Consider the following 22109-nt stretch of genomic DNA (forward strand, 5'->3'; position numbering starts at 1 on the left):
CTCGATGTTACAGTATCTTTTCAGGGTCGCGGTCACCTCGCTCATCATCGTCACTGTCGCGGAAACTGCAAAACGCAGCACCCTATGGGCGGCGCTGATCGCATCGCTGCCGCTGACGTCGCTGCTGGCCTTCGCTTGGCTCTATGCCGATACCCACGATGCCGAACGCGTCGCGGCTCTCTCCCATGCCATTTTCTGGCTCGTGCTGCCGTCCTTGGCCTTATTTCTGATCCTTCCTTTTCTTCTCCGTCTGGGCTGGGGTTTTTTGATCAGCCTGGGACTATCGAGCGCGGCGACGGTGATCGTTTATCTGATCATGCTCTGGCTGCTCGGCCGGATCGGAATCCGTATCTAGTTCCGTAAAACGAACTTTGATTTTCGAATCTGCGGCTACCTGACCTGCCTGTCCTGCGAACACAACAAAACGCTATAAACAGTATCCCAGAAACAAGCGCCCCGGCATATCAACAATTGACTCTTAGCTACAAACGCACCCGTTTGAGGCGCAGGGCATTGGCAATCACCGAAACCGAGCTAAGGCTCATAGCTGCTGCGGCGATGATCGGCGAGAGCAGCAGGCCTGCTATCGGATAGAGTACCCCGGCGGCGATCGGCACCCCCAAGGTGTTGTAGACGAAAGCGAAGAAGAGATTCTGGCGGATATTGCGCATGGTGGCGCGGCTCAGCCGGATTGCCCGCACGATGCCGCGCAGGTCGCCTTTGACCAGGGTGACGCCCGCGCTTTCCATCGCCACATCGGTGCCGGAGCCCATCGCAATGCCGACATGCGCCTGGGCCAATGCCGGCGCATCGTTGATGCCGTCGCCGGCCATCGCGACTTTACGGCCCTCTCCCTGCAGCCGCTTGATTACTGCGGCTTTCTGGTCGGGCAGCACTTCCGCCTCGATCCGATCGATGCCCAGACGGCGTGCGACGGCTTCGGCCGTGCGCCGGTTATCGCCGGTCAGCATCACGAGCGTGATGCCTTCCTGATGCAGGGCGGCAATCGCTTCCGGCGTAGACGGCTTGATCGGATCGGTCACGCCGAGCAGGCCCGCCGCCTTTCCTTCAATCGCCACCTCCATCACGGTCTGGCCTTCCCGGCGCAGAGCTTCCGCAGTGCCGGCCAGGTCGCCGAACGGAATGCCCAACTCGTCCATCAGCAACGCCGTACCGAGCACGACCTGACGGCCGTCGACCTTGCCGGCCACCCCCCGGCCGGTCAGGGATTGAAAGTCCGCCACGGAAACAGGCTGAATACTGCGCTGCTCCGCGCCCGCGAGGATGGCCGAAGCCAGAGGGTGTTCGCTGCCCCGCTCCAAGCTTGCGGCAAGGCGCAGCAACTCGCGTTCGTCCCAATCTTGGGCCGGTAGCACGGAGGCCAGCTGCGGCTTCCCTTCCGTCAGCGTGCCGGTTTTATCCACCACCAGCGTATCGATTTTTTCGAGCACTTCCAGCGCCTCGGCGTGCTTGATCAACACGCCCGCCAGCGCGCCCTGGCCGGTCCCCACCATGATCGACATGGGCGTCGCCAGCCCCAGCGCACAGGGGCAGGCGATAATCAGCACGGCCACCGCGTTGACGATGCCGTGCGACAGGCGCGGCTCCGGTCCCCAGACCGACCAGACGATGAAAGCAACGATCGCCATCGCCACCACCGCAGGCACGAAATAACCCGATACCCTGTCGGCCAGCTTCTGAATCGGCGCTCGACTGCGCTGGGCCTCGCCGACCATATGGACGATTTGCGCCAGCAGGGTATCGGCCCCCACCTTTTCGGCACGCATTAACAGGCTGCCGGTCCCGTTGACCGTGGCACCGATCAACGGACTGCCGGCCTGTTTTTCAATCGGCATCGGCTCGCCCGTCACCATGGATTCGTCCACCGCGCTGACCCCTTCCAGCACGGTGCCGTCCACCGGCACTTTCTCGCCGGGGCGTACCCTGAGCACCTGGCCCGGCTGTACCTCAGCCAAAGGCACATCGTGTTCGCTGCCGTCTTCCAGCACCCGGCGCGCGGTCTTCGGCGCCAGCCCCAGCAGCATTTTGATCGCCGCGCCGGTGCGGCTGCGCGCCCGCAACTCCAGAACCTGTCCCAACAGCACCAACGAGGTAATCACCGCCGCCGCCTCAAAATAAACCGGCACGGTTCCCCCCATGCTCCGCAGACTGGCCGGAAACAGGCCGGGCCAGACGGTAGCCGTCAGGCTATAGAGCCAGGCCACGCCGATCCCCAAGGCAATCAGGGTAAACATGTTGAGGCGGCGATGAACCAAAGAATCCCACCCGCGCACAAAAAACGGACAGCCACCCCACAATACCACAGGCGTGGCCAGCGCCAACTGAATCCATTGCAGCGTTCGCGCATCCAGAAAACCTGGCATGGCGGAAGGAGAGAGATCATGCCCCATCGCCAGTAGGAACAAGGGCAGCGATAACGCGGCGCTGATCCAAAAGCGCAGCGACATCGCCTTAAGTTCGCGGTCTTCTTCAGCCTCGACTTCGGCGGTTCGTGGCTCCAGCGCCATGCCGCAAATCGGGCAGTTTCCCGGTTCATCGCGCACCACTTCAGGATGCATCGGACAGACATATTGAGTTCGAGAACCAGGGCGCGGTTCAGCCATTCGCTCCAAGGCCATTCCGCATTTGGGACAATTGCCCGGCTGTATCTGACGAATTTCCGGATGCATCGGACAGGTATAGAGCGGCGATATCGAGGCAGCGTTAGCTTGTGCAGACATTTTCGATTCTCCAACAAAAAAACGAGCTTTATGAACGACAGCCGGCTTTTAAGGTGCTCCGCCTTTTCGGATTAGATAATCCGGTCAGCCGCCGCTAAACATTTATTCAATCATCGATGGCCTTGGGTTATACGAATTAGACATGTCGCTGTTACCAATACTTCACGGGAAAGCTTCATAGACGCACATTCATATAGATTGAGCGGACCATCATAACCGCAGCCGGCAGCCTCTTTGCAAGGCTGCCGGCCCTTGGCGCAGCCAAAAGTCTGATGAACCTTCTGAAAAAATCCTCTACTAACGAAGGTATGTGAATCGTTGCATTTGATGTATTCTACCGAATGTGGTAGGGTTGAGCCCAAGATTTCTACGAAAGACACCCTCGTGCTAAGCCGGCTGCGTTTCCCTAAAAACCGTGCCTGTCTGCGTTTCATCATCTGCATATTGATGGTGAGCTGGCTTTCCATGCTGATCTCGAACACCTGCACGATGCCGGCCTCGACGTTCGCAGCGCCTGCCGACTCCATGCCGGCAGGCTGTGCGGAAATGGCCCCCTCCGCGCTGCAGGCCGGAAAGCACGCCGCCATGCCCGATCAGGATTGCTCCTTCAAACCCTGCCTTGACTCCCATCCCAATCCGGCATTCGAGGCCAAGATCGACAAACCGCCCATGCCGATCTTCGCTCTCTGCCTGATCGGGCTGCTCGGCTGGCTTTCTCATTGCCTCATTTCCGTGCCGCGTATTCCGCGTACGACGTCCCCTCCGATCGGCAGGCGCGTTCTGTTGATCTACCGTTTCTGTACGCTGCTGAATTAGCCCTCGCCTCGTAATCGAACCGCGCCTTTTACGGCGCACGGCGGTTCCGCGCCTGCGGAATCTTGTTTTCGATGAAAAGAGGTCAATTCGATGGTTTCCGTGATTTTTCGGCCGCTGCGGGATATCTTCGCGATACTCGCCGCCTGCTGCTGCACTGTATTTTCCCCTCCCCTTTTCGCCGACGAGGACGTTCTTACGCCCGAGCGAGCGGTCAGCATTGCGCTGGAAGACAACCCTGGCCTTGCCGAGATTAAGGCGCGCGCCGCAGCGATGGCGGCAATTCCTTCGCAGGAAGGCAGCCTGCCTGACCCGACGCTCAGCTTCGGCGCACTCTGGCTGCCGGTCGCGTCAGGACTGGATCTCCACAAGGACGATTTCACGATGATGGAAGTCGGCGTCAGCCAGACGTTCCCGTTTCCGGGGAAATTGGCTTTGAAGGAAAAAGCCGCCGCCTTCGAGGCCGAAGCCGTCGCGGAAACCGCGGAAGAGGCCCGGCTTCAGCTTGCCCGGGAAGTCACCCTGCAATGGTGGCAGCTCTATTCCCTGCACCGCACCTTGATGATCATCGGCGAAACCGAACAGCGGCTGAAGCAGCTGGCCGAGATTGCTGACAGCCAATACCGGGTGGGGAAAGGCCTCCAGCAGGACGTATTGTCGGCGCTTCTGGAACGGACCAAACTGGCCAAGGAAAAGGCGCAACACGTCGGTATGCACCGCACGGCGATCGCCCGGCTGAACGCTTTGCTGAACCGAACTGCGGATCATCGCATCCGGCTGCCTGATGGCGTGGCGACCGAATTGCCTGACATCCGTGCCGCAGCGGACCTGCAAGCACAAAGTGAGCAATTCCGGCCTCTCCTGGCCGAGCGCAAGAAGTCGCTTGATGCCGCGCAAACCCGGCTGGAGCTGGCGAAAAAAGATTATTACCCGGATTTCACGGTAGGTACCGCCTATGCGTTCCGGCAGGATACTCCGAACGGCCAGAGCCGCAGCGACTACGCCAGTTTTCAGATCGCGATGACGCTGCCGATCTACGCCGGCCGCAAACAGGCCAAAGCGGTCGATCAGCGGCAGAGCGAATTGCTCAAGGAACGCTATGCGCTGGAGGATGCGGCACTGAAAATCCAGACCGAAATCAACGAGTCGCTGGCGCTCTACCAGGGCAGTCGGGAACAATTCGATCTGCTCAAAAATGACGTTCTGCCGCTCGCCGAGCAGACGATCGCCGCCGCCCTTGCCGCTTATCAGGTCGGAAAAGCCGACTTTCAAAGCGTGATTCTGGCAGAGAATGCCTGGTTCGACTACCGTAATCAATACTGGCAGACTCTGGCCGAAGCACATCAGGCGCTGGCGCAATTAGCCGCTGCGGTCGGAAAGGAGGCCTTATGAAGCAAAGCTTGCTGGGAACGGCGCTGATTGCCTGTGGCCTGGGCGTCCTGGGCGGCTATTGGCTGGCTTCGAGACTTCAGCCCCCTGCTTCGCCTCCGGACATTCATTCGGAAAAAAAACCGGCTTTTTACCGGCATCCGATGAATCCGTCGATCACTTCAAAAGTGCCCGCCAAGGATGAAATGGGGATGGACTATGTCCCGGTGTACGAATCGGAAGCAAAACAAGAAAAAGCACCTGCAGACATCGCACCGAGTCAGCCGGGCAAAATCCTGTACTACCGCCACCCGATGGGGCTGCCGGATACTTCGCCGGTGCCGAAGAAAGATGCGATGGGGATGGATTACATCCCGGTCTATGCGGAAGCGGACGACTCGAACGAAGCGCCTCTGCTCCGTCTGAGCACCGAAAAAATCCAGCGGCTCGGCGTCAAAACGGCGCCGGTCGAGAATACCGAAATCGCAAAAACGATTCGCAGCGTCGGGATCATCGAAGCCGACGAGCGGCGGCTGTATAACGTGACGCTTCGTTTCGACGGCTTTATCGAAAAACTCTACGCAAACGCGACCGGGCAGCCCGTAACCCGCGGCCAGCCGTTGTTCGAACTGTACAGTCCGGATTTGATTACGGCCCAGAACGAATATCTGCTTGCCAGGCAAAGCCAGAGCCTGCTGGCTGAGGGGCGGGATTGGGTGCAGTCGGGCGTCAAAAGCCTCGCGGAGAGCAGCCTGGAACGCCTCGAGAATTGGGGAATCTCGGCAAACGATCTCGGACGCCTTCGTCAGGGCGAGATGCTGAAGACCGTGGTCGTGCGTTCGCCCGCTTCCGGGGTGATCCTCGAAAAAACGGCGGTGGCAGGCGCGCGCGCCATGGCGGGCGACACGCTGTTCAAGATCGCCGACCTGTCGAGGGTCTGGGCGATGGCCGAAGTGTACGAACAGGATATCGGGTCGATCAAGGCCGGCCAGACCGCACGGGTGACGCTCGACGCCTATCCCGGAAAAACGTTTACCGGCAAGGTCGGGTTTGTTTATCCGATGCTGAATGCGGCGACGCGTACGGTCAAGGTACGCGTCGAACTGGCCAATCCGGGCCAGCTGTTAAAACCGATGATGTATGCGCAGCTGCAGATCGACGGCCAGAAGCGCCGGGCATTAACGGTGCCGACGTCGGCGGTTCTGGAAAGCGGTCGGCGCACGCTGGCGCTGGTGGACCGCGGCGGCGGGCGCTTCGAACCGCGCCCGGTCGAAGCCGGCCTCAGGGGCGAAGAGAGGATCGAGATTTTAAAAGGACTTCAGGAGCGCGAGCGTGTGGTGTTCAGCGCCAACTTCCTGATCGATGCCGAGAGCAACCTGAAGGCGGCGGTAAGTGCCTTTGAAACGGTCGATACCAAACAGGACAGCACGGTGGCCGCCGAACCATCGCGATCCCATGGGGAACACAGCCATCAAGGAGGCCGGTAACATGCTCGGAAGACTCATCGAATGGTCGGCGCGCAACGGTTTCCTGGTTCTGCTCGCCACGGCGTTTATCGTGATCGCGGGCGTTTATGCGGTCTTCAAAACCCCGCTCGACGCTTTGCCGGATCTGTCGGACGTCCAGGTAATCGTTTATACCGAATACCCCGGTCAGGCCCCGCAGGTAGTCGAAGACCAGGTCACCTATCCTTTGACCACGGCGATGTTGAGCGTACCGCGCTCGAAGGTAGTGCGCGGCTTTTCGTTTTTCGGCGCCTCCTTTGTGTATGTGATTTTCGAGGACGGTGTTGATGTCTATTGGGCACGCTCGCGGGTGCTGGAATACCTGAATTTTGCCTCCGGCCGCCTGCCGAAAGGCATCACGCCGAATCTGGGGCCGGATGCGACCGGGGTAGGCTGGGTCTTTCAATACGTGGTGCAGAGCGCACGCCATTCGCTGGCGGAGCTCAGGACACTGCAGGACTGGTTCATCCGGTACCAGTTGACCAAGGCACGCGGGGTCGCGGAAGTCGCCAGCGTCGGCGGTTTCGTCCGACAATATCAGGTCGTGGTCGATCCTCGCAAACTCCAGGCTTACGGTATTCCGCTGTCCGCGATCGGCCTTGCGATTGCCGAAAGCAACCGCGACGTCGGCGGCAGAACCATCGAAATGGCGGAAACCGAGTACATGGTGCGCGGCAAAGGCTATCTGCGGGGCATCAGTGACATCGAGGATCTGGTCGTGAAGGCCGAAGGCGGCACGCCGGTGCGGATCCGCGACGTCGCCCGCGTGGAATTCGGGCCGGACGAGCGCCGGGGCGTCACCGAACTGAACGGCGAAGGCGAGGCCGTCTCCGGCATCGCGATCGCGCGGTATGGCCAAAATGCATTGGACGTGATCGAGAACGTGAAAGCCAAATTTCGGGAAATCGCTCCGGGCCTGCCGGCTGGGGTTTCGGTAACGCCGATTTACGACCGCTCCGTGTTGATCTTGAAGGCGATCCGGAATCTGCGCGATAAATTGATCGAGGAAAGCCTGATCGTCGCGGTCGTCTGCGTCGTGTTCCTCTTCCATGTGCGCAGCGCGCTGGTCGCGATCGTGATGCTGCCGGTCGGGGTGCTGATCGCCTTCATCGTGATGCACGGGCTCGGCCTCAATTCGAACATCATGAGCCTCGGCGGCATTGCGATCGCGATCGGCGTAATGGTCGATGCGGCGATCGTGATGATCGAGAACGCGCACAAACACCTGGAGCGCGCCCCGCCCGATGCCGACCGCCTCGAACTGATGATCCGGTCCGCCCGGGAAGTCGGCCCGGCCTTGTTCCTGAGCCTTTGGGTGATTACCGTCTCGTTCCTTCCGGTCTTCGTGCTCGAAGAACAGGAAGGCCGGCTGTTCAAACCGCTGGCTTACACCAAGACTTTTGCGATGGCCGGCGCCGCTTTATTGTCGGTGACGCTGGTGCCGGTCTTGATGGTGCTGTTCATCCGGGGGAACATCGTACCGGAGCACCGCAACCCGCTCAATCGGCTGCTGATCCGGCTGTACCGGCCGATCATCGAGGCGGTATTGCGCTGGAAAAAACTGACCGTGTTCCTGGCGTTGGCCGTTTTGCTCGCTTCCGCTTACCCGGCCTCGAAACTGGGCAGCGAATTCATGCCGACGCTGAACGAAGGCACGTTGCTGTTCATGCCGATGAGCCTGCCCGGTCTCTCGGTCACCAAGGCCGCTGAAATCATGCAAACCCACAACCGGATCCTGAAAAGCTTTCCGGAGGTTGAATCGGTCTTCGGCAAAGCCGGGCGCGCGGCGACCGCGACCGATCCCGCGCCGCTCGAAATGTTCGAAACGGTGGTCAATCTGAAACCAGAGTCGGCGTGGCGGCCGGGAATGACGACCGACAAGCTGATCGCCGAAATGGATAAAGCGGCGCAAATGCCCGGCGTGACGATCGCCTGGACCATGCCGATCAAAAACCGGATCGACATGCTCTCGACCGGGATCCGCACCCCGATCGGGATCAAAGTGTTCGGCACCGACCTCGGGCAAATGGAAAAACTGGCGACCGACATCGAAGCCGCGGTCAAAACCGTGCCGGGCACGACCAGCGCTTATGCGGAACGGATTACCGGGGGCTTCTACCTGAACATCGAACCGGACCGGAACCAGCTGGCCCGCTACGGACTCACCGTCGGGAAACTTCAGGACGTGATCGCGTCGGCATTAGGAGGCGAAACAGTGACCACAACAGTCGAGGGCCGGGAGCGCTTCAATGTGATCGTGCGCTATCCGCGCGAACTGCGCGATTCGCCGGAGATGATCCTGACGCAGGTGCTGGTGCCGCTGCCGGACGGCGCGATGCTGCCTTTAGGCCAATTGGCCGGGATCAGCCTCGACAAGGGCGCACCGGCGATTCGGACCGAGAACGCGCTGCTTTCAGCCTATGTTTTCGTCGATATTCGGGGTCGCGACATCGGCGGTTACGTGGCCGACGCGCAGCGGGCCGTGTTCGAAAAAGTGAAGTTTCCGCCCGGCTATTACGCGACCTGGAGCGGCCAGTTCGAATACCTGGAGCGGGCGAAGGCCAAGCTCGCCGTGGCGGTGCCGATGACGCTGTTCATCATCTTCCTGCTGCTTTACCTGAATTTCAAGCGCATCACCGAAACGCTGATCGTGATGCTGTCGCTGCCCTTTTCGCTGATCGGCGGCATCTGGCTGTTGTACTGGCTCGGCTACAACCTCAGCGTGGCGGTCGTGGTCGGCTTCATCGCCCTGGCCGGCGTGGCGGCCGAAACCGGGGTCGTGATGCTGATTTATCTGGATCAGGCGCTGGAAAGAATCAGGGCAGTCCGAACGGCAGAAAACCGGCCGCTGGCCAAATCCGACCTGTACGACGCGATCCGGGAGGGTGCGGTCGAACGGGTCAGGCCGAAGATTATGACCGTAGCCGCCATCGTAGCCGGCCTGCTGCCGATCATGTGGGGGTCCGGCACCGGCTCGGAAGTAATGCGCCGCATTGCCGCCCCGATGGTCGGCGGGATGGTAACTTCTACCTTACTGACGCTGATCGTGATTCCGGCCGTTTACGCCTGGTTAAAAGCAGGCTCTCCGCTTCGGAAATAAACAAGGTTTACCGGTTCTTTAGTTTTATTTTTAACAAAAAAAGGGGGTGGGCCTGTCATAGATGAAGAGCCAATCGATTGAATAATGATTGCGATCTCTCATTAAAAAAGCGATTTTAAAGAGGAACCTGTCATGAACAAAAAATTAATCGGGTGTTTGGCTTTCACTTTGATGGCTTCTATCGGCTGCACGCCAATGCGAACCGTGCATACGCAGGATATAAAAACATTGTCGTCGACAGCCAAAACCGCTGACGACCACGAAGCGCTTGCCTCCCATTATGAAGCCGAAGCCAAACTGTTTGAAGAGAAAGTGGAGGCCCATAAGAAACTTCTGGAACATTTCGAACGCGAACCTTGGTTATTCGGCAGACAAGGCGTCGACTTCGAAAATCACTGCAACAAGCTGATTCAAATCTACAGCCAAGCGGCCGAAGCGAACTTCGAAATGGCGAAGATGCACCGCGAATTGGCGGAAGGAGCAAAACCGTAGCGAAATAGCGAATTTAAATACCATCAATCTATAAAGCAGATTGATGACTGACTTCAATTTGACTCGTTCATTGGCGCTTAATTGGCAATGTTGGCACGCCGATTCTCCAGCTCAAGCAGCCATAACGCATCTTCGATTTGCTGGAAGGTCACGGCGACGTCGTGCCGCCGCCTGAACTCCTGCTGCAAACGTACGGGATCCCGCGTGTCGAGCCGCATTTTCTCGATCAAGCCCGACAAATCCTCGTTAACTGCCCAGGGATAAATAATCCACCGCCATTCGCCGATCGTCCCGGCATAATGATCCGGCACGAATGCGGAGACGGTTTTCAATTGCATCGCCGCGGTATGCAGCGAACGGGGCGTACCGGACCGATGAAGATGCTCGACCGCGACCGCGAAGGTATCGCCGCTGTCGCACACATCGTCGACCAGCAGCACGTGGCGTCCGTTGATGTCGGCATTCAGGGGATATTTGACCAGCGCCTCGCGCTGTTTTTGCGCGCCGCGGTAATGCTCGATCTTCAGGGAGGTCAGGTCGGAAACGCCCAGCATGTCCGACAACAACCGCCCCGGAATGTAGCCTCCCCGCGCGATCGCCACGATCATGTCGATCGGCCCCCCCGCTGCGCGCACCTTCCGCGCCACTTCCCGGCATAGCAGGTAAACATCTTCCCATGTAACCAGGGTGCAAGGCATGGTGTCGGACATTAACAAATCCTCGTTGCTATAGACGGCGTTCCGCTAACCGATAGCATAACACTGTTGCGTCGAACGGTATCAAGAGATAAAGCAAACAGATTTAAGCGGGAACTACGCTTGACAGGGAATCGGCGCTCACTTATCTTTCGGGAAACAGGCCTTTCAGATTTTGGTTTTCAGCGAGGGACAAGCCATGTCGAACGTCAGCGAAGCAGAACGGAAGCTGCGCATTGATCTGGCCGCCGCTTTTCATCTGGCGGTCGCGAATAACCTGCACGAAGGTATCGCGAACCATTTCTCCGCGGTGCTGCCCGACCGCTCGCATTTTCTGGTCAATCCGTTCGGGCTGCATTTTTCGGAAATCACCGCATCGAACCTGATCGTCTGCGATTTCGACGGCAACGTTGTGCGCGGCGACGGCGCTCCGGCCGCCTCGGCCCATCACATCCATGCACCGATCCACCGGCTGGTGCCCCGCGCCCGCGTGCTGCTGCATACGCATCAGCCTTATGCGACCGCGCTGGCGATGATCCAAGGCGGCCGCCTCGAATGGGCGCTGCATACGACCTGCCGGTTCTACGGCCGGGTCGCCTACGATACCGATTACGACGGCGTCGCGTTATCGGATTCGGTCGGCGAACGGATGGCCGGCATTCTGGGCCACGCCGAACTGCTGTTCCTGGGCAATCACGGCGTGATGACCGCCGCGCCGACCGTCGCCCAGGCATTCGACGACCTTTATTTCGTCGAACGGGCCGCGCAAACCCAACTGCTCGCGATGAGCACCGGCCGGCCGCTGGCTCTCCTGGCGCCCGAAATGGTCGAACAGGTCGCTGCCCAAACCCGCTACGAACGATTCGAATTGGGCTATATCGAGCGGCATTTCGCCGCACAGAAGCGTTTACTGGATTCGGCGGGGTGCATTTACCGCCAGTGATCTGCCGCTTCAGCGCCGCCTATTAATTCAAAACCATTTCCGCATCGGTAAGGTCTTATGATTTGTTTTATAGGAAGAATACCGATGAACGAACCCACAGAACGGATCAACAAACTCGGCAGCTCCCCTAAAAAAAGAGCTTACTGGCATAACCTTTTCGACCGCTTCGCGCGAGCAGGGGCTCGGATGACCGGCAAGCCGCTCGCTTTCAATATCGCGATCCTGGTCATTCTGATCTGGGTAATCACCGGCCCGCTGTTCGGCTACAGCGATACCTGGCAGTTGATCATCAACACCGCGACCACTATCGTGACCTTTTTAATGGTATTTCTGATTCAGCACACGCAAAACCGGGATACCGATGCGTTGCAGGTGAAGCTGGATGAACTGATTCGCGTGATCGAAGGCGCAAATAACGAACTGTTGGATCTGGAAGAAATAGGAGAGGATGAGCTTCTCCACCTGCACAAACACTATCTGGAATTGGCGCGCCTCTCACGGGAAGCCAGGAAGCAAAGAGTCGTCAGCTCGAAATAGCCGGTTGATCTCAGGGTGCCGTCACGCACCCTGAGCGCCCAACACGGCAACAGCATCAGGAACCTTTGCCGTTTAACGCTTCAGCGTTACGTTTAGCGAGAGAATCGTTCAGCGCGCTTAACGAACCTTTCTTCTGGATGTCTTCGCTGAAACTCGAACGGTAATTGGTAACCAGACTCACGCCCTCGATGATGATGTCGTACACCTTCCAGCCGCCTTTTCCTTGAAACATCCGGTAATTGACCTGTACCGGCTTTTGTCCCGGCTGCAGGACTTCGGTTTTGACGACGACTTTCTTGCCGCCGCCTGCATCGATCGGCTGAAAACGGAGGTTCCAGTTGTTGTATTCGACAAAGGCCCGGGAATACGAGCGGACCAGCAGCGTCCGGAATTCGTTCTTGAAGCGTTCGCGCTCGGCGGGAGACGCGGTTTTCCAGTGCTTGCCCAAAACCAGAGGGGCGATCACGTCGAAATCGGCGTGCGGATAGATTACGCCGTCCACGAAGCGGGTCACCTGCGCAAAATCGCGGGTAAACGCTTTGTCTTGAAAACGCTGCCGCAATTGCTCCGAAACATCCTGAATCACCTGTTGCGGCTCCTGCAAACCGCCGGCCGTTACGTGGGTCACCGGGATCAGCCCCAGGACGACCAGACCGAGCAGCGCATATTTTTTTATCAGGTTTTGCATGATTATTATCCTGTCGGAATAATGAAAGAAATCGGAAAAAAGCTTTTTCCAAGCGGAATATACTTCGCCGGCATTAACGGGGGCTGAATTTCGGATAATCGTTTGTTAAGGGACCGCGCTTTATCCGCTCGCGACACGAAGACCTGCCAGGTTTTGAAAATCCGGCAGGCCTCTTAGGATTTAGACGGGTATAACTTCCCGGTTTTAATCTGTTCGCATTGTGTAGCTTTTCAGCGCGAATGCATTCACTCCCCTCTTTGAAAAAGAGGGGGGCGGGGGAGATTTATTAAATAAATCCCCCTTGATCCCCCTTTTTCAAAGGGGGAAGTGAGCGTTTATTTCAGCCTCTCTCTAGCCTACTGATTTCGGGAAATTATTTGGAGCCAAATCCTTAGTGCGGTATTGGAATCCTAAAACGTATACTGCGACAGCGGCAAACTGCGCACTCGCTGTCCGCTCAGCAAAAACAGCGCATTGCAGACCGCCGGCGCGATCACCGGCGTGCCGGGTTCGCCGATGCCGCCGAGCGGCGCGCCGCTGTTGATGATTTCGACTTCAACGGCCGGCATCTGGTCCGGGCGCAGGATCGGGTAATTGTCGAAATTGCCCTGCACCACGCGGCCCTTCTCCAGCGTGATTTCCTCGCCCATCGCGGCCGACAGGCCGTAGCAAATCCCGCTTTCCATCTGCCGCATGACGATCGCCGGATTGACCGCGAAACCGCAATCGACCGCACACCAGACCTTCTCGACCTTGAACTCGCCGTCTGGATTCAGGCTGACTTCCGCGACTTCGGCGACGATGCTGTTGAACGATTCGTGCAGCGCACAGCCCATCGCCCGCTTCAGGCCTTGCTGGTCGGTCCAGGGCTTGCCCTTCCACCCCGCCAGATTGGCGGCGGTCTCCAGCACTTTCTTGAAGCGCGGCTGTTCGGCGAGCAGCTTCAGGCGAAATTCCAAGGGATCGGCATCGGCCGCATGCGCCATCTCGTCGATAAACGATTCCTTGTAAAAGCAGTTCTGCGAGTGGCCGACCGAGCGCCAGAAACCGATCGGCACCGGCTTGACCGGCACGGTAACCACGTTCGTGCGCTTGTTCGGAATCGCATAGGGCAGCTCGACCGTACCTTCGTATACGCTGGTGTCGAGATCGGGATTCTTCAGGAAAGCGGGCATCAGGCGGCTCATCGGCCCTTCGCCGACCGAAGTCACCTGCAGCGCGACCGGATTGCCTTCTTTGTCCAGCCCGGCGCTGAACTTCGCGGCCGACATCGGGCGGTAATGATCGTGCTTGATATCTTCCTCGCGCGTCCAGATCACCTTGATCGGCTTGCCCGGATGCTTCTTGGCCAGGGTGATCGCCTGGATCGCATAATCCATCACGAAGCGCCGTCCGAAACCGCCGCCCAGGAACGGGGTAACCACCTCGATCGCCTCGGGCTTCAGTCCGGTGATTTCGGCCGCGACCCCGACCACGAAATCCACGCCCTGGTTCGGCGCCCAAACCGTGCAGCGGTCTTTCGTGACCAGCGCGGTGCAGTTCATCGGTTCCATCGTGACGTGCGCGATGAACGGCGCGTGGTATTCCGCTTCGATTTTTTTCGCGGCGGAAGCCGGCGCCTTGGCCGGATCGCCGACTTCCTCCGCCACATGCCCCGGCTCGCCCAGCGCGGCGAGCAGCTTGGCCTGGTAGCCTGTGCTCGAAAAATTCGCGTTATCGCCTTCGTTGAAGGTGACCGGCAGTTTTTCGAGCGCCTTTTTCGCATGCCAGAAATGGTCCGCGATCACCGCCACGCCGTTCGGAACGTCCTCGACCGCGACAACGCCGGGCATTTTCAGCACCGCGTTCTTGTCGTAGGAGGCGATCGAACCGCCGAACACCGGCGACTGCATCACCGCGGCATGCAGCATGCCGTCGACCTTCACGTCGATCCCGAACTCCGCCGCGCCGGTCGATTTGACCAGGCTGTCGGTCCGCTTGACCGGCTGCCCGATCAGCCGGAACAAAGCATCGTCCTTCAACGGCACGTCCTTCGGCGGCGCCAGTTTGGCGGCCTTTTCGGCCAGCTCGCCGTAACTCAGCTTTCTGCCGGTGGCAGTATGAATAACCGTGCCCGGCTCGGTTTTGCAGTCGCCTGGCTTAACGCTCCATTGCTCGGCCGCCGCCTGGACCAGCATCGCCCGCGCGGTGGCGCCGGCCTTGCGCATCGTCATGTAAGACGAGCGCACGCTCAGACTGCCGCCGGTAAAGCGCATCTTGTTGTCGAACATGATCTTGTATTCGGGGCCGGGCGGCGCCTGCACGACCTGGATCGCGGCCATCGCGACGTCCAGTTCCTCGGCCATGATGGCCGGGATCGAGGTATAGGTGCCCTGACCCATCTCGATGAACGGATTCTGGAAAACGACCTGGCCTTTCTCGTCGATCCCGATAAAGGCATTCAACTCGCCCGCCTGCTGAGGCTGCTCGACTCGGGCGCAGCCGGCCGGCAAGGTTACGCCGAGAAGGAATACGCTGGCGCCGGCCGCCGCGCCGAGGCCGAGAAACTGACGGCGCGACATCGAAATGTTCATTATCTCGCTCATGATTGCGCTCCCTGAATTTCAGCGGCGCGTTTGACCGCGGCGAAGATTTGCTGATAAGTGCCGCAGCGGCAAAGGTTGACCATCTTCGCGCGGATTTCCTCCTCGCTCGGATGCGGATTCTCCTTCAGCAAGGCCGCCGCCGCGATGATCTGTCCGGACTGGCAATAGCCGCACTGCGGCACGTCCTGTTCGACCCACGCCTGCTGCGCCGGATGCAAACCTTTTTCGGTCGCCAGCCCTTCAATCGTGGTGATCGCCTTGCCTTTCGCCGCGCTGACCGGGGTGACGCAGGAGCGGGTCAGCGCGCCGTCGAGCAGTACCGAACAAGCACCGCACATCCCAATCCCGCAACCGAACTTGGTGCCGGTGTAGCCGGCCAGATCGCGGATCGCCCAGAGCAGGGGCATATCGTCTTCGGCATCGACCGTGTGCGACTTGCCGTTGATTTTTAATTCTGTCATGCATTACTCCTCGGCCCATGCCTGTCCGGTTAATTGTTCAAAATCGCCTGGCGTATCGATATCGAGCCCGGCTTCGGCAAGCGGAATCTTCAGCACGCGCGGCTCGAATTCCCGCAATAGCGGTTTGGCGCCCTTATCGCCGGTCAACGACCTGAGCCGCTCGAAATAGGCGGCCGGAAATAAGACCGGCACCCCGCAGGATAGATGGTATTGACTGACAATGATCAGGTCGGGTTCATTACGCCTGGCGTTCAGCAGCGCCGCCAAATGCGTTGAACCAACCAGCGGCTGGTCGCAGAGCATCAGCAGCACCGCCTCGGCCGAAGCCGGCAAAGCGTTGATTCCGCATCTGATCGACGAGGCAATGCCTGCTTGCCAGTCGGGATTCCGTACCGTTGCGACCATATCCAGATTAATCGCCGCGCGAATCTGCAGCTCATGCGCGCCCACTACCACGAAGACCCGCTCCGGCAAAACCCTGCAGGCGCTCTCGATCGCCCGTTCGAGCAGGCTGCGGCCCTGCCAGCGCAGCAATTGCTTGGGCTGGCCCATCCGGGTGGAACCGCCTGCCGCAAGGATTAGCGCGTAGACGTTCGAATAGGGTTCAGCCATCGGCAAAAGCCTGCTGCCGCGCCAACTGACCGCCATGCCGCCGGTTCTGTGCCGCCACTATCCCTGCCATGATTGAAAGCGCGATTTCTTCCGGCGTTTCCGCGCCGATATCCAGACCGACCGGCCCGAACACGCGCGCTTCGATTTTTGAAGCCTTGTCGCCAAGGCTGTCGAGCAGCCGGCTTTTCCGCGCTTCCGGTCCCAAAAGGCCGATGAAAGGAATCCGGCTGTCCGCAATGACCTTCAAATAGCGGGCGTCATATTCGAAATTGTGCGTCATCATCACCAATGCCTCGAAACGATCCAGCGGCAGCTTTTCGGCCAATGTTTGCGGCGGGCTGTAAACAAGGCTTGCGGCAGTGGGGAAGCGTGCCGGTTTGATATGGGCCGGCCGGTAATCGGCGATCGTGACCCGCCAGCCCAGCGCCAACGCACTATTTACAAGGGGAACCGCATCGGCGCCCGCCCCGACGATCAAGAGGCGCGGCAAAGGACGAATTGGATCATAAAAGACGGCGATATCGTGCCCTTCCACGCGGTGCAACTCGCTATGGGGTTTGTCGGCCGCTATAGCCCGACGCGCCGCAACGATTATTTTGCCGGGCCAACGCAGCTGATCGTCTTCGAACGCGTCCGGGCTCACAAATTCCGACCGGCCGACGGGAAACCGTTCGTGAGCCGATTCGACCACGGTCATCAATACGCCCTGCCGATCATTTTCCACGGCTTCGGCCAGCGCGTCCAGGGGATGGAAACCCTCCGCCGCTTTCAACAACTGCAGCATGACCCTGACCGCGCCGTTGCAGCCGAGCCCGAGTCCCCAGACGATATCGCCCGGCGAGCGCATGTCGTAAAACACGGTCCCGGCCCGGCCGTCGGCAAAAATCCGCTCCGCATGCTCCTTTAGGTCGCTCTCCAGGCAGCCCCGCTCAACAGGCCCACGCATTCGCCTTCTCTCGAAATCAGCATCTTCGCGCCGGCTTTCCGATAGGTAGAACCCTGCGTTTCGATGACCGTAGCTAATACCCAATCCTCGGCATGTACGGAGATAGCTCGAAAAACATCGATTAGATGATTGGCCATGCGACTAAGAAAAGAATAATTAAAAACATCCGTTGATTATTCCGTAAACGACGGCGATTATCCACCTTGAACGGATAATCGTCTAGTTGTATAAGCCGACAGCGAGTGGCTTCGATGGAGCTTTGCGAGATCGAGGTTGATCGAAACCGGCAGGTTAACACGCGCCATACCATATCTCGATCGATGCGCCTCGTTCCTCGGCACATCCTACACTTGGCGCATCTTACGAGTTTATTTATCCGCAAAATTTTAGGCTTCTCTCTGCATGCTAAGGTTTAAATGCTTATGAAATTGAGATTTAGATTTTCCTGTTGACTTTAGAACGCTCTAACATTTATGTTAGAGATTTTTTAAATCTGATCAGCTGCAATTAAAAAGAGGCACACCATGAAAATTACCGTTGCAACCTTCGTAGCTGCACCTATTGAGGAAGTGTGGCGTGCATATACGACGTCCGAGGACATCAAACAGTGGAATGCTGCGTCCGATGACTGGCACACGACAGCTGCCACGGTGGATTTACGCGTTGGCGGTACCTTCTCCTCGCGAATGGAGGCGAAAGACGGCAGTATGGGGTTTGATTTCTCTGGCACTTATACGAATATCGTGAAGCACAAATTGATCGAGTATTCCTTCGGCGATCGCGCAGCGCACGTCGAGTTCGCCGATAGTCCGGAAGGCGTTAAATTAAATGTAACGTTCGACAGCGAACCAACTCACTCTATCGAGCAACAGCGAGAAGGGTGGCAGGCCATTCTTAACAACTTCGCTCGCCATGTCGAGGCAAGCAGGTAGTTTCTCGTGGGGCAATATATTCCCAAGACAATAGTTAAAATGCTACGGTTTCCCAGGCTTTCGAATGCGCCCAAGGGCGTTTCCGTTGATCTTGAACATTAGGCAGCGCGTAGGATGTGCTGAACGAAGGGAAGCGCATCATTCGCGTCACATTGCAATCGATGCGCCTCGTGCCTCGGCACATCCTACAACATAGCGCATCTTACGGGTTGTGGAGGCCATCAGATTCCGCCACCGCCTGAGTCGCCGGGTTCAACCGCCGGATGCGGCAAACCGCATGTCCGGTGGTGTGGGAGAGGTAACGGGCGCAATCCCGTTACTTCCACCCGATCAAACTTACAAATTCCGGCCGATTGCCTTAAAGCCGATATCGGTCCGGTAATACACGTTTTCCCAATCGATGTTGCGCACCAGGCGGTAGGCCTTGTTCTGGGCTTCGGCGATCGTATCGCCGAGCGCGCAGGCGCAGAGCACGCGGCCGCCCGCGGTGAGGATACCTTTGCCGGATCGTACGGTGCCGGCATGGAAAACTTTCATGTCCTTGCTTTCCGAGGCCACAAGGCCTTTGATCACTGCACCTTTCTGATAAGCGTCGGGATAACCGCCGGCCGCCATCACCACGCCGAGCGCGGCGCGCTTGTCCCACTCGCTCGTGACTTGATCAAGCCTGCCTTCCAGCGCCGTCTCGCAAAGTTCGACCAAGTCGCTCTTCATCCGCATCATGATCGGCTGGGTTTCGGGGTCGCCGAAGCGGCAGTTGTATTCGAGCACCTTGATCGAACCGTCGAGCGCGATCATCAGCCCCGCATACAAAAAGCCGGTGTACGGCAGCCCGTCTTCGGCCATCCCTTTCAGGGTCGGCTCGATCACCTCGTTCATCACGCGCCGGTGAATTTCGGGCGTCACAACCGGCGCAGGCGAATAGGCGCCCATGCCGCCGGTGTTCGGCCCTTTGTCGCCGTCGTCGCGGGCCTTGTGGTCCTGCGAGGTGGCCATCGCGAGCGCATGGCTGCCGTCGGCCATCACGATGAAGCTGGCTTCCTCGCCCTGCAGAAACTCTTCGATCACGGCCCGGCTGCCGGCTTCGCCGAACACATTGCCGGACAGCATGTCTTCGACGGCGGCGACCGCTTCGGCTTCGGTCTGCGCGACAATCACGCCTTTGCCGGCCGCAAGCCCGTCAGCTTTTACCACGATCGGCGCACCCTGCTCTCTAATGTAGGCGATGGCGCGATCCTTATCGGTGAAAGTCTGGTAGGCGGCGGTCGGAATCTGGTGGCGGACCATGAAATCCTTGCAGAAGCTTTTCGAGCCTTCGAGTTGCGCGGCTGCGGCGGTCGGACCGAAACATTTGAGGCCGGCTTCCCGAAAGCGATCGACGATCCCCAGCACCAGAGGCACTTCGGGACCGACGATGGTCAGGCCGATCGCGTGTTGTTTCGCGAAGTCGAGCAAGCCTGAAATGTCGTCGACCGCAATCGCAACGTTTTCGATGCCGGGCTCCAGCGCTGTACCCGCGTTGCCGGGCGCGACGAAGACTTTTTCGGCTTTCGGAGATTGTTTGGCCTTCCAGGCCAGGGCGTGTTCACGGCCGCCGCTGCCGACGATGAGAATCTGCATAATGTTCAGCAAGAAAAGTTATAAACGGTAGAAGAGAAAAAATGTAGGGTGGATTATACGGTGCGCACTTGGATAGCATCTATTATGGTCGCGCGCCGTAACCCACCAGGTTGCCAGGCGGGTTCGACGCGCGGAAAACTCTGCCTAACTCAGAAGATAAAGAGCACAGCGCGTCGAACCCACCCTACATTTTATCGATTAATGCCTGAAGTGGCGCATGCCGGTAAAGACCATCGCCATGCCATGCTCGTCGGCCGCGGCGATCACTTCTTCGTCGCGGATCGAGCCGCCGGGGTGAATGACCGCGGTAATGCCGGCCTTGGCAGCTGCATCGATGCCGTCCCGAAATGGGAAGAACGCATCCGAGGCCATAACCGAGCCGGGCACCACCAATCCTTCGTCGGCCGCCTTGATCCCGGCGATTTTCGCCGAATAGACCCGGCTCATCTGTCCCGCGCCGATCCCGATCGTCTGCCGGTCTTTGCCGTAAACGATCGCATTCGATTTGACGAATTTGGCGACTTTCCAAACGAACAGCAGATCGCCGAGCTCTTCGGCGGTCGGCGCGCGCTTGCTGACGACCTGGATGTCGTGCACGCCGATCCGACCGTTGTCCCGGTTCTGCACCAAGAGGCCGCCCGCGACGCGCTTGAAGTCGAAACCGGGCGTGTCGACGCTTTGCCAGGCGCCGGATTCGAGCACGCGCACGTTCTGCTTCGCCGCGAGCACGTTCCGCGCTGCCGGACTGACCGTCGGCGCGATGATCACCTCGACGAACTGGCGCTTGACGATTTCGGCCGCGGTGGCTTCGTCGAGCTCGCGGTTGAAGGCGATGATCCCGCCGAACGCCGAGGTCGGATCGGTCGCATAGGCTCGGTCATAGGCCGCGAGCAGCGAATCGGCTTCGGCGACGCCGCACGGATTCGCATGCTTCACGATCACGCAGGTCGGCTGTTGGTCGAACGACTTCACACACTCGAGCGCCGCATCCGCATCGGCGATGTTGTTATAGGACAGCGCCTTGCCTTGCAGTTGCATCGCTGCCGCGATCGTGCCGGCAGGCGGATTTTTTTCCTGGTAAAACGCCGCGGCTTGGTGCGGATTCTCGCCGTAGCGCATCGTTTCTTTCAGATAAAACTGCAAATTCAGCGTGTCGGGAAACGGCTGTTCGTTGATCTTGGCCAGATAAGTCGCGATCGCGGTGTCGTAGCGCGCAGTATGCGCGAAACTGGTTAACGATAGTTTGAAGCGGGTCGCGAGACTTAGGCTGTTATGCTGATCTTTCAGTTCGGCCAGCACCGAAGCGTAATCGGCCGGATCGACCACGACCGCGACATCGTTATAGTTTTTCGCGGCGGCGCGGATCATCGTCGGCCCGCCGATATCGATGTTTTCGATGGCGGTTTCGAGATCGCAGTCCGGCTTGCTGATCGTCTGCTCGAACGGGTACAAGTTGACCACAACCAGATCAATCGGCTCGATCCCATGCGCGGCCATCACTGGGTCGTCTATCCCGCGCCGGCCCAAAATACCGCCGTGAATCTTCGGATGCAGCGTCTTCACGCGGCCGTCCATCATCTCCGGGAAACCGGTATGCTCGGAAACGTCGGTCACCGGAATCTTGTTTTCCGCCAAGGTCTTGGCGGTGCCGCCGGTGGACAGGATGGCGATGCCGAGCTCGCTGAGTTCGCGGCAGAAATCGACGATTCCGGTCTTATCGGAAACGCTGACCAGCGCGCGTTTGATCGTTTTATTCATGGGTAATTGAAAAGGTGGAAAAAATCGGGGAGTAAAAAATTTCGGATCAGGACAAACCGTATTGTTCCAGCTTTTTGCGCAGCGTGCTGCGGCTCAGGCCCAGCGCCTTCGCGGCTTTGGTCTGGTTATAGCCGCAATGGCGCAAAGCCGACTCGAGCAAAGGTTTTTCGATTTCGTTCATGACGATCGCATAAAGATTGGCGACGTCGTGATCTTTCATCTGTGCGAAGTACAGGTCGATGGCCTGCTTGACGTGCGCCGACAAGGGAATCGAGTGCGTAGCGTTGGGATCCAAGTGAGTTTCTCTTTTTTC

At 58.7% G+C, this 22109-nt stretch carries 20 protein-coding genes; 9 read left to right on the top strand and 11 right to left on the bottom strand.

Annotated features, from left to right (window positions below):
- The first annotated feature begins 4 nt into the window (after positions 1-4).
- Complete coding sequence (locus JJL52_RS02255) at positions 5-355, top strand: DUF3147 family protein (protein WP_202050771.1); 351 nt, start codon at positions 5-7, stop codon at positions 353-355.
- 127 nt (positions 356-482) lie between these two features.
- On the opposite strand, the gene JJL52_RS02260 is transcribed toward JJL52_RS02255, so the two are convergent.
- Positions 483-2741, bottom strand: coding sequence for a copper-transporting P-type ATPase (locus JJL52_RS02260; protein ID WP_436231503.1), 2259 nt, complete (start codon positions 2739-2741; stop codon positions 483-485).
- 384 nt (positions 2742-3125) lie between these two features.
- On the opposite strand from JJL52_RS02260, the gene JJL52_RS02265 reads away from it, so the two are divergent.
- The 5 genes from JJL52_RS02265 (at position 3126) to JJL52_RS02285 (ending at position 10019) form a co-directional block, all read left to right on the top strand.
- Positions 3126-3557, top strand: a complete 432-nt coding sequence (locus tag JJL52_RS02265) for a hypothetical protein (protein WP_202050772.1) — start codon at positions 3126-3128, stop codon at positions 3555-3557.
- Between the two features lie 90 nt (positions 3558-3647).
- The gene (locus JJL52_RS02270) at positions 3648-4946 is read left to right on the top strand and encodes a TolC family protein (RefSeq protein ID WP_202050773.1); all 1299 of its coding nucleotides are present in this window, start codon (positions 3648-3650) and stop codon (positions 4944-4946) included.
- Entirely contained in the window at positions 4943-6409 is a 1467-nt protein-coding gene (locus JJL52_RS02275) for an efflux RND transporter periplasmic adaptor subunit (RefSeq protein ID WP_202050774.1), read from the top strand. The genes JJL52_RS02270 and JJL52_RS02275 overlap by 4 nt, the downstream gene beginning before the upstream one ends.
- 1 nt (position 6410) lies before the next feature.
- Positions 6411-9527: an efflux RND transporter permease subunit gene (locus tag JJL52_RS02280; protein WP_202050775.1), complete on the top strand. Its 3117-nt coding sequence runs from the start codon at positions 6411-6413 to the stop codon at positions 9525-9527.
- 132 nt (positions 9528-9659) lie between these two features.
- The gene (locus JJL52_RS02285) at positions 9660-10019 is read left to right on the top strand and encodes a hypothetical protein (protein WP_236993999.1); all 360 of its coding nucleotides are present in this window, start codon (positions 9660-9662) and stop codon (positions 10017-10019) included.
- A 77-nt stretch (positions 10020-10096) separates the two neighbouring features.
- On the opposite strand, the gene JJL52_RS02290 is transcribed toward JJL52_RS02285, so the two are convergent.
- Complete coding sequence (locus JJL52_RS02290) at positions 10097-10729, bottom strand: phosphoribosyltransferase (RefSeq protein WP_202050776.1); 633 nt, start codon at positions 10727-10729, stop codon at positions 10097-10099.
- 184 nt (positions 10730-10913) lie between these two features.
- Here JJL52_RS02290 and JJL52_RS02295 point away from each other — a divergent pair, with 184 nt between their 5' ends.
- A complete protein-coding gene (locus JJL52_RS02295) occupies positions 10914-11657 on the top strand; it encodes an aldolase (RefSeq protein WP_202050777.1) in 744 nt (247 codons plus the stop codon).
- 84 nt (positions 11658-11741) lie between these two features.
- Positions 11742-12194: a low affinity iron permease family protein gene (locus JJL52_RS02300; protein WP_202050778.1), complete on the top strand. Its 453-nt coding sequence runs from the start codon at positions 11742-11744 to the stop codon at positions 12192-12194.
- A 55-nt stretch (positions 12195-12249) separates the two neighbouring features.
- Here the strand turns inward: JJL52_RS02300 and JJL52_RS02305 are convergent, their stop codons facing one another.
- The 6 genes from JJL52_RS02305 to JJL52_RS21190 form a co-directional block, all read right to left on the bottom strand.
- Positions 12250-12882, bottom strand: coding sequence for an MlaC/ttg2D family ABC transporter substrate-binding protein (locus JJL52_RS02305; RefSeq protein ID WP_202050779.1), 633 nt, complete (start codon positions 12880-12882; stop codon positions 12250-12252).
- A 410-nt stretch (positions 12883-13292) separates the two neighbouring features.
- Positions 13293-15467, bottom strand: coding sequence for a xanthine dehydrogenase family protein molybdopterin-binding subunit (locus tag JJL52_RS02310; protein WP_202050780.1), 2175 nt, complete (start codon positions 15465-15467; stop codon positions 13293-13295).
- Positions 15464-15928: a (2Fe-2S)-binding protein gene (locus JJL52_RS02315; protein WP_202050781.1), complete on the bottom strand. Its 465-nt coding sequence runs from the start codon at positions 15926-15928 to the stop codon at positions 15464-15466. The genes JJL52_RS02310 and JJL52_RS02315 overlap by 4 nt, the downstream gene beginning before the upstream one ends.
- Positions 15929-15931: 3 nt before the next feature.
- Positions 15932-16540: a nucleotidyltransferase family protein gene (locus tag JJL52_RS02320; RefSeq protein WP_202050782.1), complete on the bottom strand. Its 609-nt coding sequence runs from the start codon at positions 16538-16540 to the stop codon at positions 15932-15934.
- Positions 16533-17486 carry an XdhC family protein gene (locus JJL52_RS02325; protein ID WP_236994000.1) on the bottom strand — a complete coding sequence of 318 codons (954 nt, stop codon included), beginning with the start codon at positions 17484-17486 and terminating at the stop codon, positions 16533-16535. Before JJL52_RS02325 ends, JJL52_RS02320 begins: the two co-directional genes overlap by 8 nt.
- On the bottom strand, positions 17444-17623 hold the full coding sequence (locus JJL52_RS21190; protein WP_236994001.1) for an XdhC family protein: 180 nt from the start codon (positions 17621-17623) through the stop codon (positions 17444-17446). Before JJL52_RS21190 ends, JJL52_RS02325 begins: the two co-directional genes overlap by 43 nt.
- 387 nt (positions 17624-18010) lie before the next feature.
- Here JJL52_RS21190 and JJL52_RS02330 point away from each other — a divergent pair, with 387 nt between their 5' ends.
- Entirely contained in the window at positions 18011-18418 is a 408-nt protein-coding gene (locus JJL52_RS02330) for an SRPBCC family protein (protein WP_202050783.1), read from the top strand.
- A gap of 336 nt (positions 18419-18754) precedes the next feature.
- Here JJL52_RS02330 and purD read toward each other — a convergent pair whose 3' ends face one another.
- The 3 genes from purD to JJL52_RS02345 form a co-directional block, all read right to left on the bottom strand.
- The gene (gene purD, locus JJL52_RS02335) at positions 18755-20038 is read right to left on the bottom strand and encodes a phosphoribosylamine--glycine ligase (protein WP_202050784.1); all 1284 of its coding nucleotides are present in this window, start codon (positions 20036-20038) and stop codon (positions 18755-18757) included.
- 198 nt (positions 20039-20236) lie between these two features.
- Positions 20237-21796 carry a bifunctional phosphoribosylaminoimidazolecarboxamide formyltransferase/IMP cyclohydrolase gene (gene purH, locus JJL52_RS02340; RefSeq protein WP_202050785.1) on the bottom strand — a complete coding sequence of 520 codons (1560 nt, stop codon included), beginning with the start codon at positions 21794-21796 and terminating at the stop codon, positions 20237-20239.
- A gap of 46 nt (positions 21797-21842) precedes the next feature.
- Entirely contained in the window at positions 21843-22091 is a 249-nt protein-coding gene (locus tag JJL52_RS02345) for a helix-turn-helix domain-containing protein (protein WP_036303809.1), read from the bottom strand.
- Between the last annotated feature and the right edge of the window lie 18 nt (positions 22092-22109).

Origin of the sequence: Candidatus Methylomicrobium oryzae, assembly GCF_016745425.1 — a bacterium.
In the GTDB taxonomy this organism is placed as follows: domain Bacteria; phylum Pseudomonadota; class Gammaproteobacteria; order Methylococcales; family Methylomonadaceae; genus Methylomicrobium; species Methylomicrobium oryzae.

Bases quoted from the DNA above. Each gene is read 5' to 3' on its own strand.
- JJL52_RS02270 (WP_202050773.1), top strand. From the start codon at position 3,648: ATGGTTTCCGTGATTTTTCGGCCGCTGCGGGATATCTTCGCGATACTC.
- JJL52_RS02275 (WP_202050774.1), top strand. From the start codon at position 4,943: ATGAAGCAAAGCTTGCTGGGAACGGCGCTGATTGCCTGTGGCCTGGGC.
- JJL52_RS02280 (WP_202050775.1), top strand. From the start codon at position 6,411: ATGCTCGGAAGACTCATCGAATGGTCGGCGCGCAACGGTTTCCTGGTT.
- JJL52_RS02320 (WP_202050782.1), bottom strand. From the start codon at position 16,540: ATGGCTGAACCCTATTCGAACGTCTACGCGCTAATCCTTGCGGCAGGC.
- JJL52_RS02295 (WP_202050777.1), top strand. From the start codon at position 10,914: ATGTCGAACGTCAGCGAAGCAGAACGGAAGCTGCGCATTGATCTGGCC.
- JJL52_RS02330 (WP_202050783.1), top strand. From the start codon at position 18,011: ATGAAAATTACCGTTGCAACCTTCGTAGCTGCACCTATTGAGGAAGTG.
- JJL52_RS02285 (WP_236993999.1), top strand. From the start codon at position 9,660: ATGAACAAAAAATTAATCGGGTGTTTGGCTTTCACTTTGATGGCTTCT.
- JJL52_RS02305 (WP_202050779.1), bottom strand. From the start codon at position 12,882: ATGCAAAACCTGATAAAAAAATATGCGCTGCTCGGTCTGGTCGTCCTG.
- JJL52_RS02255 (WP_202050771.1), top strand. From the start codon at position 5: ATGTTACAGTATCTTTTCAGGGTCGCGGTCACCTCGCTCATCATCGTC.
- JJL52_RS02290 (WP_202050776.1), bottom strand. From the start codon at position 10,729: ATGTCCGACACCATGCCTTGCACCCTGGTTACATGGGAAGATGTTTAC.
- JJL52_RS02310 (WP_202050780.1), bottom strand. From the start codon at position 15,467: ATGAGCGAGATAATGAACATTTCGATGTCGCGCCGTCAGTTTCTCGGC.
- purH (WP_202050785.1), bottom strand. From the start codon at position 21,796: ATGAATAAAACGATCAAACGCGCGCTGGTCAGCGTTTCCGATAAGACC.
- JJL52_RS02260 (WP_436231503.1), bottom strand. From the start codon at position 2,741: ATGTCTGCACAAGCTAACGCTGCCTCGATATCGCCGCTCTATACCTGT.
- JJL52_RS21190 (WP_236994001.1), bottom strand. From the start codon at position 17,623: ATGGCCAATCATCTAATCGATGTTTTTCGAGCTATCTCCGTACATGCC.
- JJL52_RS02325 (WP_236994000.1), bottom strand. From the start codon at position 17,486: ATGCGTGGGCCTGTTGAGCGGGGCTGCCTGGAGAGCGACCTAAAGGAG.
- JJL52_RS02315 (WP_202050781.1), bottom strand. From the start codon at position 15,928: ATGACAGAATTAAAAATCAACGGCAAGTCGCACACGGTCGATGCCGAA.
- JJL52_RS02300 (WP_202050778.1), top strand. From the start codon at position 11,742: ATGAACGAACCCACAGAACGGATCAACAAACTCGGCAGCTCCCCTAAA.
- purD (WP_202050784.1), bottom strand. From the start codon at position 20,038: ATGCAGATTCTCATCGTCGGCAGCGGCGGCCGTGAACACGCCCTGGCC.